Source organism: Halomonas sp. (genome assembly GCF_014859505.1).
In the GTDB taxonomy this organism is placed as follows: Bacteria; Pseudomonadota; Gammaproteobacteria; order Pseudomonadales; family Halomonadaceae; genus Halomonas.
Genome location: NZ_JACUUD010000091.1, coordinates 1 through 12,352 on the forward strand (window position 1 = coordinate 1; position 12,352 = coordinate 12,352).

Consider the following 12,352-nt stretch of genomic DNA (forward strand, 5'->3'; position numbering starts at 1 on the left):
ACCACCACCAGCTCCAGGCGCTGAGCAGCAGCCATAGTTCTCCTCCCTCGATGGCGGCACCGACGATATCGCCGTTGATGCCGGTGAAGGCCCGGACCATGGCCAGGCCGTAGACAAATAGAAAGAGGCACAGAGCGCCGAGCAGCCAGACGCCACCGGGCAGAAAGCCGAAGACGACCAGCAGCGGCAGCAGCGCAAGCGCCAGGTCGCGCCGAGTCAGATGCTGCCGCCAGGTCCAGGCCAGCCCCTCGCGCCGCGCCAGGGGCGCCAGGCGCAGCAGGGCGAGCGCCCCGAAACGCGCGAGCGCCGGCAACGCCACCCACAGCCAGGGGCTCGCCCCGGCCTCGAGCAACGCCCAGATCAACATGCCCTTCCAGGCCAGCAGGAACACCAGGGCAAGGATCGCGAAGCTGCCCACCTGGCTGTCCTTCATGATCGCCCAGCGCTTCTCGAGCGGGGCGTTGCTGCCCAGGGCATCGGCCAGGTCCATGACGCCATCCAGGTGCAGGCCGCCAGTGAGGGCCACCCACAGGCTGAGCAGCGCCAGCGCCAGCAGCGGGGTGGGCAGCCCCTCTCCCAGGCCGGCCAGACCCGCCAGGGCGGCACCGATCAGCAGGCCCACCAGGGGGTAGCTGCGCAGCGCCCAGCGACAGGTGCCGGCATGCCAGGGGCAGGCCATGGGCAGGGGAATCCGGGTCAGGAACTGCAGGGCCAGCACGAGCCCAAACAGGGCGTCTCTCATTCCAGGGTCTCCTCGTCGAGCTCTCCGGCGGGCTTCCAGTCGATGGGCAACCCGGCCACCACCTCCACCACCCGGTCGGCCTCCCGGGCCAGCCGGCCGTGCAGCCGCTGCAGAAAGGCCAGGTAGCGCCAGGTCTCGGCGTCCGTGGGGGGCAGGTCCTCGTTGAGGTCGTTGGAGACCACCACCAGCGCAATATCGCGCCCCCGGGCCGTCTCGATCAGCCGGGCCAGCAGCGCCTCGCCCTCGGCCTCGCTGCCGCCGCCAGCATAGAGCCACTGGCTCGCCCACAGGGTCAGGCAGTCGAGCAGCACGCTGTCGCCCTCCCCCACCTCGGCCAGGGCGGCCTCCAGGGCCAGGGGCGCCTCCAGGGTGTGCCAACCGTCATCGCGCTCGCGGCGGTGGCGTGCGATGCGCGCGGTCATCTCGTCATCCGAGGCCCGCGCCGTGGCCAGGTACCAGCGCTGCCCACCGCGCGCGGCGTGCAGCGCGCAGGCCAGCGCCTCGGCGTGGCGGCTCTTGCCGGAGCGGGCGCCGCCGCTGACGAAGGCGATCATCGGACGCGCCCCTTCTTGGGTTCGGGCTTTCGCTGCTGCAGGACATGACCCAGAGCCGCCAGCAGGCGATCGTTGGCCGCGGCGTCGCCCAGGGCCAGGCGGAGCCAGCCGCCGTCGAGCCCCGCGAAGGATTCGGTATGACGCACCAGCACGCCGCGGCGCAGCAGCGCCGGCAGCAGCGCGCGGGTCGCCTCCTGCCCCGCCGGGTGGCGCACCAGGAAGAAGTTGGCCCGGCTCGGCACCACCTCGAGGCCAAGTGCACGAAGCCCCGCCGCCAGCCGCGGCCGCTCGGCGGCGAGCCAGGCCTCGGTGCGCCTGGCGAAGCCGCGATCCGCCAGCAGCGGCGCCACCAGCGCCGCGGCCAGGCCGTTGACGCTCCAGGCGGGCTGGCCAGCGGCGGCCCGCTGCACCGTCTCGGAATCCGCCAGCAGGTAGCCCAGGCGCAGCCCGGGCAGGGTATACACCTTCGTCAGCGAGCGCAGCAGCAGCAGGTGCGAGTGGGCGGCGAGCAGCGGGGTCAGCGCCTCGCGCGCGTCCCCGATGAAGTCCACGAAAGCCTCGTCCACCACCACCCGGCAGCCCTTGGCGGCGGTCAGCTCAAGCAGCCGCTCGACCGCGGCCCGTGGCACCAGGGTGCCGGTGGGGTTGTTGGGCCGGCACAGCAGCAGCAGGCGCGCCGCGCCGAGGTCGGCGACCAGGGCCTCGGGATCCAGGCGGAAGTCGGGCGGCGCCAGGGAGAGGGTCCTTGTCGACAGGCCATGGGCCGAGCAGCCCCGGGCATACTCGGCGAAGGTGGGTCCCACGATGGCGGCCGGCGCTCCCGGCTGCTCCCGGGCCTGGAGGGAGGCCGCCAGGAAGATCGCCTCGGCGCCGCCGTTGGTCAGCAGCACCTGCTCCGGGGCCACCCCCTCATGGGCGGCGATGGCCTCACGCGCCTCGCGGTAGTCGGGGTCGGGGTAGCGGGCCACTGCGCTGGCCCCGCCCTGCAGGCGCTGCGCCAGCCAGCCGGCCAGCCAGGCCGGCGGCCCCAAGGGGTTGAGGTTGGCGCTGGCGTCCAGCAGCGGCATGTCCTCCGCGAGCCCGAAGCGGGCCAGCAGCGGACCCGGCTGCCCGCCGTGCAGGGGCCAGTCATCCGACGTCATGCCGAAGCCCTCGGGACTCATGACAGCGCCTCCCCCAGCAGGACCACCGCCGCCAGCAGGGCCAGAAAGCCCAGCCAGCCGCCGTGCATCAGGCGAATCGCCGCCGGAATATGGGCGGCGCCCAGCGGCTCATGGGGCACGCCGAGCCGAGCCCGCTCGGAGACCTCGCCGCGGTAGTGATTGGTACCGCCGAGCTGGACGCCCAGCAGGTTGGCCACCATCGCCTCGGGCCAGCCGCTGTTGGGGCTCGGGTGGCGCGGCGCCTCGCGGCGGGTCGCGGCCAACGCTCCCCGTATCCGCAGACCGCGCTCCCACCGCGCCAGGCAGAAGGCGCCCAGCCACAGGGTCACGGCCGTCAGCCGTGCCGGCAGCCAGTTGGCGGCGTCATCCAGCCGCGCCGAGGCCCGGCCGAAGTGAAGATAGCGCTCGCTGCGGTAGCCCACCATGGAGTCGAGGGTATTGACCGCCTTGTAGGCCAGCGCCAGGGGCGCGCCTCCCAGCAGCGCGAAGAAGAGCGGCGCGGTGATGCCGTCCACGGTGTTCTCGGCCACGGTCTCCACCGCCCCGCGGGCGAGCTCGGGCTCCGCCAGCTCGGCGGTGTCACGGCCGACGATCATCGAGAGCGCCCGGCGCGCGGCAGGCAGGTCGCCCCGGGCCAGCGGTGCGGCCACCGCCAGGGCGGCGTCGCGCAGGCCGCGAATAGCCAGGCTGCTGGCCAGCAGCCACCACTCCGCCAGCCAGCCCAGCCAGGGGTGAAGCCGCGCCAGCAGCGCGATGGCGGCCCAGGCCAGCAGCCAGGTGCCCATCACCACCAGGGCCGTCATCAGCGCTCCCTTGATCCTCCGGGCCCGCGGGGCGCCACGGTTCCAGGCCCGCTCCAGCCGGGCGATCACCGCCCCCATGCCCACCACCGGGTGCGGCAGGCATCGCGGGTCGCCGATGGCGAGGTCCAGCGCCACGGCGGCCAGCACCAGAACCAGCAGTGCCGGGGAGAGCGGTTCAGCCATCGACACTCGTCGCGTCGATCCCGGCGTCATCGAAGGTGGCCATCTCCGCCAGCAGGCGGCAGGCCGAATCGAGCAGCGGGAAGGCAAGTGCCGCCCCCGTGCCCTCTCCCAGGCGCAGCTCGAAGTCGAGCAGCGGGCGGGCATCGAGGGCCTGAAGCGCCAGCTCGTGGCCGGGCTCCCGGGAGCGATGGCCGAAGATCAGGAAATTACGCAGGCTCGGCTGGAGCCGACAGGCCAAGAGGGCCGCCACCGTGGCGATAAAGCCGTCGACGATCAGCGGCAGCCGGTTGTTCGCGCCGGCCAGCAGGGCGCCGGCCATGGCGGCGATTTCCAGTCCGCCCACTGCGGCCAGCGCCCCCAGGGGGTCGGCCGGGTCGGGTTGCCGCGCCGCCAGGGCACGCTCGATCACCGCCCGCTTGTGGGCGAGTCGTTCGTCATCGATGCCGGTGCCCGGTCCCACCAGCCCGGCGACCGGCTTGCCGGTCAACGCCGCCAGCAGGGCGCTGCTGGCGGTGGTATTGGCGATGCCCATCTCGCCGACGATCAGGCTTCGGCAGCCCGCCGCGGCGGCACGCTCGGCGGCGCGCGACCCCGCCGCCATGGCCTGCCGTGCCTCGTCGCGGCTCATGGCGTCGGCCTCGAGCATATTGGCCGTGCCGAGGCGGACCCTCTCGTTCACCAGCAGCGGGTGGTCGGCCGCGCCATCGGGCAGGGGCGTGGCCACGCCGACGTCGATGACCTCGAGTCGGGCCCCGTGCTGGCGGGCGAAGACGTTGATGGCCGCGCCACCCGCGGTGAAATTGGCCACCATCTGCGCGGTCACGGCCTGGGGAAAGGCCGAGACCCCCTCGGCCGCGACCCCGTGATCGGCGGCGAAGACCAGCATGGCGGGGGGCGAGACCTGCGGCAGCCTCTCCCCCTGGATCGCCGCCAGCGCCACGGCCAGTCGCTCCAGGCGACCGAGGCTGCCCGGGGGCTTGGTCAGGCGGTCGAGGCGGTGAACGGCACGCTCGGCGGCGACGCTGTCGAGCTGGGGGAGAGGGTCGGGGATCACGCTCATGGGCCACTCCTGGCAGGGGCATCCTGATTCGGGCGCCCATCTTACCAGAGCGCCCGCGCCCTCAGGGAATCAACACCGCGGCCCCGGAGAGGCGCCCCGCTCGCAGGTCGTCGAGGGCCCGGTTGGCCTCTGCCAGCGGATAGGCGCGGGTCTCGGTGCGGATCGGCACCTCGGGCGCCAGGGCCAGGAACTCCTCGCCGTCGCGGCGGGTGAGGTTGGCCACCGACCTCACCGAGCGCTCCTCCCAGAGCAGCCGGTAAGGGAAGCTCGGGATATCGGACATATGGATGCCGCCGGAGACCACCACCCCGCCGGGGCGCACATGGGCGAGCGCCGTGGGAATCAGCTCACCCACCGGGGCGAACAGCAGGGCGGCGTCCAGCGCCTCGGGGGGCGTCTCGTCGCTGCCGCCGGCCCAGGTGGCGCCGAGCCGCCGGGCGAAGGCCTGGGCCTCGACGTCGCCGGGGCGGGTGAAGGCATAGACCCGCTGGCCGCGGGCCAGCGCCAGTTGGATCAGGATATGGGCGGCGGCGCCGAAGCCGTAGATGCCGAGCCGCCGGGGCGCCTCGCCGCCCGCCAGGCGCCAGGTGCGGTAGCCGATCAGCCCCGCACAGAGCAGCGGCGCGGTGGCCTGGGCATCGTCACCCTGCACGGGGAAACAGTAGCGGGCATCGGCCACGCAGTACTCCGCGTAGCCGCCGTCGCGGGTGTAGCCGGTGAACTCGGCGCGCTCGCAGAGGTTCTCCTCGCCGCGGCGGCAGGGCTCGCACTCGCCGCAGGTCCAGCCCAGCCAGGGCACGCCCACCCGCTGGCCCGGCGTGATACCGGTCACGCCCTCCCCCAGGGCGGTGACCTCGCCGACAATCTCGTGGCCGGGCACCAGGGGCAGGCGCGGCTCGGACAGCTCGCCATCCACCACGTGCAGGTCGGTACGGCAGACCCCGCAAGCCAGCACGCGCAGCTGGACCTCTCCGGGACCGGGTTGCGGTCGCGCCATTTCGTCCCACTCCAGTGGCTTCCCAGGGGCGTGCAGGCGCATGGCGCGCATGGTCTCTGTCATCGGGAATCTCCTGTCGACGCTCGGGGCTCCACCGGGGAGGCCCGAATGCCAACAGGATAGCTCAGGCGGCGACCCTGACCTCGTACCCGGTGTACTTGCGCAGGTTGATCACGCCGGAGTCGAGGATCAGGTACTGACCCTTGAGGCCGAGCAGGGTGCCGCCGATCTCCGGGGTCTTGTCGAGGTTGTGGGAAACCACCTTGGTGGGGTATTCGAGCACCGGGTAGTCGAGGCTCACCGGCGGCTCGTCGAGCAGGCGAATGGCGTCTTGGCCGAAGCGTTCGCGAAGGTTGGCCAGGCCGCTCTCCAGGCGCGCCAGCAGGCGGTCGCGCTCTGCGGGCAGGTCCATCTCGACGGTGTCGCCCTTGAGCATGGCGCGCCAGTTGGTCCGGTCGGAGACCTCTTCCTTGAACAGCGTCTCGACGAAGCCCGACTGCTGGCGGGTGTCCACCTGGAACATCGGCAGCGCCTGCACGGCGCCCTGGTCGAGCCAGCGGGTCGGCACCTGGGTGCCGCGGGTGATGCCGACCTTGAGGCCCGAGGCATTGGCCAGATAGACGATATGGGGCTGGAAGCAGTGACGCTCGGCCCACTCCGGCTCGCGGCAGGTGCCTGCGAAGAAGTGGCAGGTCTCTGGCTTCATGATGCAGGTATCGCACTGGGCGAGCTTCTTGAAGCAGGGGTAGCAGTAACCCTGGGCGAAGCTCTTCTTCGTCGCCCGGCCGCAGTGGGTGCAGGCGATGGCGCCGGTCCAGGCCAGTGTCAGCGGCCGCCCCAGGCGCTCGTTGAGATCGAGACGCTGCTCGCCGGTGCGCAGGGTGTAGCGGGCGGGTTGCCCCCCCTGCCCCGGCGCGATGGCCATCTTGGTCAGGCAGCCCTGTACCTCGGCTGCCGCGGCGATCGACTCAGCCACGGCCCGCATCCTTGGCCAGGCCCGCCAGGGCGGGGTCCACGCCGGCACCGCTGCTGGCGCCGCCGCAGGTGCGCTGCTGCAGGTAGCCCACCCGCTGCTCCTCGGGCACGTTGTTCTCGTGCTCGTAGCGCATCACCGCCTCCAGGCAGAGCTCGGTCTGCTCGCGGGTCAGCAGGCGGCCGTCCGGCCACTTGCGCAGCTCCACCGCCTGCTTGAGGCTCTGGTAGATGGCCGGGGTCATCTGCTGGATCATGCGCTCGAAGGTCATGTCGCTCATGGTTCGTCTCTCTATGTACATACGCAATGCGGTGACGGCGAGGTCAGCGCTTCCGGCGCGCTCGCCCGGAATAGTACCAGCCCAGCGCCAGGCCCACGACCAGCCCGCCCAGGTGGGCCTCGTTGGCCACGTTGCCGAAGCCCACGGCGCCGGCCATGTCGGTCATGGTGAAGATCATCCAGCCGAGCATGAAGACCACCAGCATCTGGGGCACGAAGAAGCCACTGCGGGGCGCCCGCCGCGACATCAGCCAGACGTAGCCGAGCAGCGCGAAGTCGACCCCGGACATGCCGCCGAACAGCACCGTGCCGGCGGCGTACTGGGCCAGGTTGGCGCCGATGCCGGCGGCCAGCACGATGAGCAGCATGCGCCCGCTGCCCTGCAGCGCCTCCACCTGGCGGCCGAAGTACCACAGCCACAGCATGTTGAAGATCAGGTGCATCCAGCCGAAGTGCAGGAAGGCCGGCGACAGCGGGCGCCACACCTGCCCGGCCAGCATCGCCTCGACCAGGCTGCCGACCGCCAGGCTGCCATTGACGACGCCCAGGGGCACGATGGCCAGCGCCGCGATCACGCGATCACCGAAGACCGCCATGGCCGCGAACACCACCAGGCAGAGCGCCAGGGTCACGGCGGTGACCGGCGCCAGGCGCAGCGGCGTCAGCAGGGAGGCAGTGGGCAGCGAGGACAGGGGCGAGGCACGTCCCTTTGGCATCAGCGGTTCGCCGCGCTGCCAGAGGACCAGCAGGCGCTGCAGCTCCTCCTGCTGGCGGGGGTCGGCGAGCCACAGGGTCTGGCCCTCGGCGTCCTCGGTGATCCGATGGCCGATCCGGTGAGCCCAGAGCGCACGGCGCAGCTCACGGGCATCGAGGTCGGGGGGCAGCTGCATCACCCGGTACATGGCGCCTCCTGAAGCGGGGAAACGGGGGTGTCCAACGCGCACAAAGAAAAAGTCCGGCGGAGGGGGCCGCCGGACAAGAGCAAGGGATCATTCAAGGGAACACCTACTCTGAGGGCGGGCGACGCGGAGAGTTCACGGCGTCGCGGAAAAAAAGATGTAATTTTTTGTATCAACCGCTTGGTTCATTCGAAGGTGATCTCCCAGGGTCGCGGGCGAACCTGCTCCTCCCGCGGGACCCGCAGCCAGACGAAGTGGTCGGCATCCAGTTCACGCTCGCCGCTCCAGCGATAGGCCACCAGGCGGCCGAACTTCACCGCGCTGTAGTCCAGGCAGGCCACGTTGGGCGCCGGCAGGGCCGGGATGCCCTCGCACCAGTAGTGGCCGATGAACAGCGGCGGCTCATCGGGCCCGTAGTGGGCGAGGCGAGCGCGCTCCTCGTCTGACAGCGGCCTGAGCTCGAGATCACCCGGCAGGTTGTCGGGCTGGAACACCACATCGCCCCAGGTCTCGGGAGACTGTGCCCAGAAGTGGGTGCGAAAGCTGCGTCGCCTGAAGCCGTCACCGGAATGGATCTCGACCCCCAGCGGCAGCGGCATCTGGGTGCCGCGGGTCAGGCGGTCGAGGATCTCGAAGGCGCGCGTCCCCGGCGCCGTGGACTCGATCAGGAAGGCCTCGTCCATGCAGGCATCCGGATGGCGGCTGCGCAGGTCATCGATCAGCGGCTGATCCCAGCAGGCGTGCACCACGCGCAGGCCGCCCTCTTCCAGAAACAGCGGGATCTCCATGAACCAGGCCAGCGCCTCCTCCCACTCCTGGGGGTGGTCGCGGTACTGCTCCAGAGTCTCCCTGATGATGCGATTGTTGCGGGGAGTGTGCTCACGCAGCCATTCGCGCCCCAGCCCCTTTGGCGCGCGCTGGCAGTAGGCCAGCGCATTGTATTCATGGTTGCCCATGACGATCCGGGCCTCGCCCTCCTCCACCATGCGCCGGGCGATCTTCACCGCCAGGCGGATACGCGGCCCGCGGTCGATCAGGTCGCCCAGGAAGATCACCCGGCGCCGCGGATGGCGATAGACGCCGCCGCGCTGGTGATAGCCCAGCTTCTCGAGCAGGGCCGCCAGAGTGGCGCCGCAGCCGTGCACGTCGCCGATCAGGTCGTAGCCCTCGATCTTCGCCTGCGTTGTCACATCAGTCTCCCAGGCGATTGCTCCAGCCCAGCTTGCTGCGCAGGACCTCGAAGAAGTTGTGGCCGAGCGGATGCACCAGCTGGACGCACTGCGGCTTGCGGCGAATCACCAGCACGTCGTCGGGCTTGGCCACGGCGCGGGTCTGGCCGTCACAGCTGATATGCGGGTAGGTCTGGTTGGTCTCGCCGATGTGGATGCGGATCTCGCTGGCGGCATCGATGACGATGGGCCGGCTGGAGAGGGTGTGGGGGAACATCGGTACCAGGGTCACCACGTCGAGCTTCGGATGCATGATGGGGCCGCCACCGGAGAGCGCATAGGCGGTGGAGCCGGTGGGCGTGGCGATGATCAGCCCGTCACTGCGCTGGCTATAGACGAACTGGCCGTCGATGAACAGCTCGAACTCGATCATGCGCACCGCCTTGCCGGGGTGCAGCACCACCTCGTTCAGAGCATCGCCGCTGCCCACCAGGGTGCCATCGCGGTAGAGCTCGGCATCCAGCAGGAAACGCTCCTCCACCTCATACTCGCCATCAAGCACCTCACCCACGCGGGTCTCGAGCTCGTCGGGCGAGATATCGGTCAGGAAGCCCAGCCGGCCACGGTTGACGCCCAGCACCAGGGTACCGCTGTGGCAAAGGGTACGCGCCGCTCCGAGCAGGCTGCCGTCGCCACCCACCACGATCACCAGGTCGCAGAGCTGGCCCATGGTGCGCCGGCTCGCCTCGGCGTGGCCGTGGTCGAGCAGCACGGTGGCGGTGCGGTCCTCGATGATCACATGGTGGCCGCGCTTCTCCAGGAAGCGGATCAGGCGCTTCAGGGTATCGACCACCTTGGGACTGCCCAGGCGGCCAATCAGGCCGATAGTACGAAAGGACGCCTGCTCGTCGCGTCCCTGGGGAGAACTCTGTTTGGATGGCATGCACGGGCCTCTCGCATCGCAGCGGCCCATTATGGGCACTGGCCTGCGCCCCGGCAAACGGCCTCGGCCGGAGGGCCTCAGGCGGACCGCGGCGCGCGGCGCTTGAGCCAGCGCTCGTTGAGCCACAGCGAACCGGCGATGATCGCCCCGCCCAGCGCCAGGCGAACGAGGTCCGCGTCGCGGTTCCAGATCACCAGGTTGACCACCAGGCCCGCGGGAATCAGTGCGTTGTTCATGATCGCCAGGGCCCCGGCATCGACCCGGGTGGCACCCAGGTTCCACAGGAAGTAGCCCACCCCGGAGGCCACCAGCCCCAGCCACAGCAGCACGCCCCACTGCACGCCGGTGGTGGGCAGGGCGCTGGCGTTGCCCAGCAGGGCGAAGGCCGGCAGGGCGACGACCAGCGCGCCCAGGTAGAACCAGGCGAAGACGCTGTGGCGCGGCAGCGAGTCGGGGAGCTCCGCGGAGAGGCGCCGATAGCCCACCTGGCCCAGGGCGAAGCAGAGGTTGGCCCCCTGCACCACCAGGAAGCCGAGCAGGAAGCCGCTGTCGAGGCCATCGTAGCGAATCACCCCGGCCCCCAGCACGGCCAGCGCCGCGGTGAGCAGGTAGAAGGGGGTGAAGCGGCCGAACAGGGCGTCGTCGAGCAGGGTGATATAGAGCGGTGTGAAGATGGTGAAGAGCAGCACCTCGGGCACCGAGAGCAGCAGGAAGGACTGGTAAAAGAAGATGTACATCAGCCCCAGTTGCACCGCACCTAACCCCATCAGCGTCAGGCGCTGGCGGCCACGCAGCAGCCCCGGGCGCAGGAAGGGCAGGAAGACCAGGGCCGCCAGCACCACCCGCATCGCCACGGCAAAGTAGCTGTCTACCTGGCCGGCCAGGTAGACGCCGATCAGCGAGAACGAGAAAGCCCACAGCACGGTAACGCCGAGGAGATAGCCCACGGTCAACTCCATCAAGAAAGAAGGTTGACAGCGATTATACCCCTGCCGCGGTTCCTGCCAACCCCCACCCGTGCGAGTCGAACTCAGCGAGCGCGGCGAGTCACCAGGCGCAGGGCGTAGATCATCCCCGGCACCCAGCCCAGCAGCGTCAGCAGCAGGCAGAGCCAGATTCGCCCGGATGGCTGGCGGTCCAGCCCCACCGCCAGCGGCGGCACGAGTACGCCCAGCGCCAACAGCGCCGTCCGGGGCTCCAATGGCGCTACCCTCGAGGCAGGCGGCACCGAACCATCACCGCCAGCGTCGCGGGCAAGCGCGATACTGCTGCGATCCGGATGCGCTTCAGCGCTTCCGGGGGTGGGGTGCTCCAGCAGTCGGCGGTGCGCCTCGCGGTTGATCTTCTGCTGCAGCGTCTCGGCGCCGTCGGCCAGGGCATCATGGTGATGCTCCCAGTCCTCCCAGTCGTGGGGCGTGCCGGCCCGAGGCCGATGGTCACCGGCCTCGCGGGCCCGTGCCCAGGCCTTCTCCTCGAGTGTGGTGGGTCGCTCTGCATCGCGATCGCCTTCCAGGCCCTTCCTGGCCAGGTATTCGCGGGCATCCATGGCAACTCCTATGTCGTCTGTGGATAGTCTTACTTGGAGACTGAGCCGCCGGCGGGGTTCCGGCGCTGTCCACACAGCGTTGATGGTTTAACCTCTGACAGGTTAGGCACCCGCTGCGGGTCGGCTATGCTGTAGGCGAACCGGGCTGATGATGAACCGGCACAAGGAGATCTGCCATGCCTAACAAGGCCCCCACCACCGTTCGCGAGATCATGTCTCGTGACTGCTACCGGGTCACCGCCAAGACCTCGGTGTCGACCCTGGCCGAAGGATTGTCGCTGCATCGGCTGCCCGGCGTTCCTGTAGTCGACGAACGCGATCACCTGATCGGGTTTATCTCGGAACAGGACGTGCTCGGCAAGGTGCTGGAGAGCACCTACCTCAACGAGGAGCCGCCGCTGGTTCGTGAATTGATGCGTAACGAGGTGCTCACCGTCACGCCCAACAAGAGCATCACCGACCTGGCCCAGGAGATGCTGCGCAACAAGCCCAAGGTCTATCCGGTGGTGGAACAGGAGCGCCTGGTGGGTATCGTGACTCGCCGAGATGTGCTCAACGCCATCCTGAGCATGCGCATGAAGCATAACCACTGACCCGCCTGTGACTTCCAGCGCGCCTCGCCAGCCATCTGGCGAGGCGCGCTGTCGTCTGGTTCCGTACCGGGCCTGGGCCCAAAAAGAAGGCCGCCTCCGTGGGGAAGCGGCCAAGCATCGATCGAATCTGCGAGTCAGGACAACAGTGTTAGCGACTGCTATCGCGCTGTTGCCTGTACCAACTCAGACAGTGCTGCGAGAAAAAGTTCGGGAAGGGCCAAAAATTTCTTGCCGGGGTCGGCCTCGCCCCGCATCCGTCGCCTTGGACCACCGGGCAACACGTTGCAAAAACAGCAACTTGCATCAAAATAGCGAAAAAGACCACGACGCGGCTTGCAAGGCTAAGCGGTTGGTTTTACTATCGATTCCGCCCAGCGGGTGTAGCTCAATGGTAGAGCAGAAGCTTCCCAAGCTTAAGACGAGGGTTCGATTCCCTTCACCCGCTCCA

14 protein-coding genes and 1 tRNA gene are annotated in these 12,352 nt (G+C 69.8%); 2 read left to right on the plus strand and 13 right to left on the minus strand.

Annotated elements, in window-relative coordinates:
* The 13 genes from IBX53_RS11790 to IBX53_RS11850 form a co-directional block, all read right to left on the minus strand.
* Positions 1-742: adenosylcobinamide-GDP ribazoletransferase (locus IBX53_RS11790; RefSeq protein WP_290909433.1), on the minus strand; the 742-nt coding region annotated here is incomplete at its 3' end.
* A complete protein-coding gene (locus IBX53_RS11795; RefSeq protein WP_290909435.1) occupies positions 739-1,296 on the minus strand; it encodes a bifunctional adenosylcobinamide kinase/adenosylcobinamide-phosphate guanylyltransferase in 558 nt (185 codons plus the stop codon). The genes IBX53_RS11790 and IBX53_RS11795, both read right to left, overlap by 4 nt.
* Positions 1,293-2,459, minus strand: coding sequence for a threonine-phosphate decarboxylase CobD (cobD, locus tag IBX53_RS11800; protein WP_290909437.1), 1,167 nt, complete (start codon positions 2,457-2,459; stop codon positions 1,293-1,295). Before cobD ends, IBX53_RS11795 begins: the two co-directional genes overlap by 4 nt.
* Positions 2,456-3,445 (minus strand): adenosylcobinamide-phosphate synthase CbiB, encoded by a 990-nt coding sequence (cbiB, locus tag IBX53_RS11805; protein ID WP_290909439.1) that lies wholly within the window; start codon positions 3,443-3,445, stop codon positions 2,456-2,458. Before cbiB ends, cobD begins: the two co-directional genes overlap by 4 nt.
* Positions 3,438-4,505 carry a nicotinate-nucleotide--dimethylbenzimidazole phosphoribosyltransferase gene (gene cobT, locus IBX53_RS11810; protein ID WP_290909441.1) on the minus strand — a complete coding sequence of 356 codons (1,068 nt, stop codon included), beginning with the start codon at positions 4,503-4,505 and terminating at the stop codon, positions 3,438-3,440. The genes cbiB and cobT overlap by 8 nt, the downstream gene beginning before the upstream one ends.
* A 61-nt stretch (positions 4,506-4,566) precedes the next feature.
* The gene (locus IBX53_RS11815) at positions 4,567-5,565 is read right to left on the minus strand and encodes a zinc-dependent alcohol dehydrogenase family protein (protein ID WP_290909443.1); all 999 of its coding nucleotides are present in this window, start codon (positions 5,563-5,565) and stop codon (positions 4,567-4,569) included.
* A gap of 61 nt (positions 5,566-5,626) precedes the next feature.
* Positions 5,627-6,487 carry a DUF2797 domain-containing protein gene (locus IBX53_RS11820; RefSeq protein WP_290909446.1) on the minus strand — a complete coding sequence of 287 codons (861 nt, stop codon included), beginning with the start codon at positions 6,485-6,487 and terminating at the stop codon, positions 5,627-5,629.
* On the minus strand, positions 6,471-6,755 hold the full coding sequence (locus tag IBX53_RS11825) for a DUF1315 family protein (RefSeq protein ID WP_290909448.1): 285 nt from the start codon (positions 6,753-6,755) through the stop codon (positions 6,471-6,473). The genes IBX53_RS11820 and IBX53_RS11825 overlap by 17 nt, the downstream gene beginning before the upstream one ends.
* A 43-nt stretch (positions 6,756-6,798) precedes the next feature.
* A complete protein-coding gene (locus tag IBX53_RS11830; protein WP_290909450.1) occupies positions 6,799-7,656 on the minus strand; it encodes a rhomboid family intramembrane serine protease in 858 nt (285 codons plus the stop codon).
* 182 nt (positions 7,657-7,838) lie between these two features.
* Positions 7,839-8,825, minus strand: coding sequence for a metallophosphoesterase (locus IBX53_RS11835; RefSeq protein WP_290909459.1), 987 nt, complete (start codon positions 8,823-8,825; stop codon positions 7,839-7,841).
* A 19-nt stretch (positions 8,826-8,844) separates the two neighbouring features.
* Positions 8,845-9,765: an NAD(+) kinase gene (locus tag IBX53_RS11840; protein WP_290909452.1), complete on the minus strand. Its 921-nt coding sequence runs from the start codon at positions 9,763-9,765 to the stop codon at positions 8,845-8,847.
* Between the two features lie 77 nt (positions 9,766-9,842).
* Positions 9,843-10,712 (minus strand): carboxylate/amino acid/amine transporter, encoded by an 870-nt coding sequence (locus tag IBX53_RS11845; RefSeq protein WP_290909454.1) that lies wholly within the window; start codon positions 10,710-10,712, stop codon positions 9,843-9,845.
* An 83-nt stretch (positions 10,713-10,795) separates the two neighbouring features.
* A complete protein-coding gene (locus IBX53_RS11850; protein WP_290909456.1) occupies positions 10,796-11,311 on the minus strand; it encodes a YqaE/Pmp3 family membrane protein in 516 nt (171 codons plus the stop codon).
* Between the two features lie 176 nt (positions 11,312-11,487).
* Here IBX53_RS11850 and IBX53_RS11855 point away from each other — a divergent pair, with 176 nt between their 5' ends.
* Together IBX53_RS11855 and IBX53_RS11860 are read left to right on the plus strand one after the other, a co-directional pair.
* The gene (locus IBX53_RS11855; protein WP_290909458.1) at positions 11,488-11,904 is read left to right on the plus strand and encodes a CBS domain-containing protein; all 417 of its coding nucleotides are present in this window, start codon (positions 11,488-11,490) and stop codon (positions 11,902-11,904) included.
* A 374-nt stretch (positions 11,905-12,278) separates the two neighbouring features.
* Positions 12,279-12,352 (plus strand) — tRNA-Gly (locus IBX53_RS11860).

What these genes read in the sequence shown, in the direction of transcription:
- IBX53_RS11795 (WP_290909435.1), bottom strand. Translation starts at nt 1,296, where the DNA reads ATGATCGCCTTCGTCAGCGGCGGCGCCCGCTCCGGCAAGAGCCGCCAC.
- cobD (WP_290909437.1), bottom strand. Translation starts at nt 2,459, where the DNA reads ATGAGTCCCGAGGGCTTCGGCATGACGTCGGATGACTGGCCCCTGCAC.
- cbiB (WP_290909439.1), bottom strand. Translation starts at nt 3,445, where the DNA reads ATGGCTGAACCGCTCTCCCCGGCACTGCTGGTTCTGGTGCTGGCCGCC.
- cobT (WP_290909441.1), bottom strand. Translation starts at nt 4,505, where the DNA reads ATGAGCGTGATCCCCGACCCTCTCCCCCAGCTCGACAGCGTCGCCGCC.
- IBX53_RS11815 (WP_290909443.1), bottom strand. Translation starts at nt 5,565, where the DNA reads ATGACAGAGACCATGCGCGCCATGCGCCTGCACGCCCCTGGGAAGCCA.
- IBX53_RS11820 (WP_290909446.1), bottom strand. Translation starts at nt 6,487, where the DNA reads ATGCGGGCCGTGGCTGAGTCGATCGCCGCGGCAGCCGAGGTACAGGGC.
- IBX53_RS11825 (WP_290909448.1), bottom strand. Translation starts at nt 6,755, where the DNA reads ATGAGCGACATGACCTTCGAGCGCATGATCCAGCAGATGACCCCGGCC.
- IBX53_RS11830 (WP_290909450.1), bottom strand. Translation starts at nt 7,656, where the DNA reads ATGTACCGGGTGATGCAGCTGCCCCCCGACCTCGATGCCCGTGAGCTG.
- IBX53_RS11840 (WP_290909452.1), bottom strand. Translation starts at nt 9,765, where the DNA reads ATGCCATCCAAACAGAGTTCTCCCCAGGGACGCGACGAGCAGGCGTCC.
- IBX53_RS11850 (WP_290909456.1), bottom strand. Translation starts at nt 11,311, where the DNA reads ATGGATGCCCGCGAATACCTGGCCAGGAAGGGCCTGGAAGGCGATCGC.
- IBX53_RS11855 (WP_290909458.1), top strand. Translation starts at nt 11,488, where the DNA reads ATGCCTAACAAGGCCCCCACCACCGTTCGCGAGATCATGTCTCGTGAC.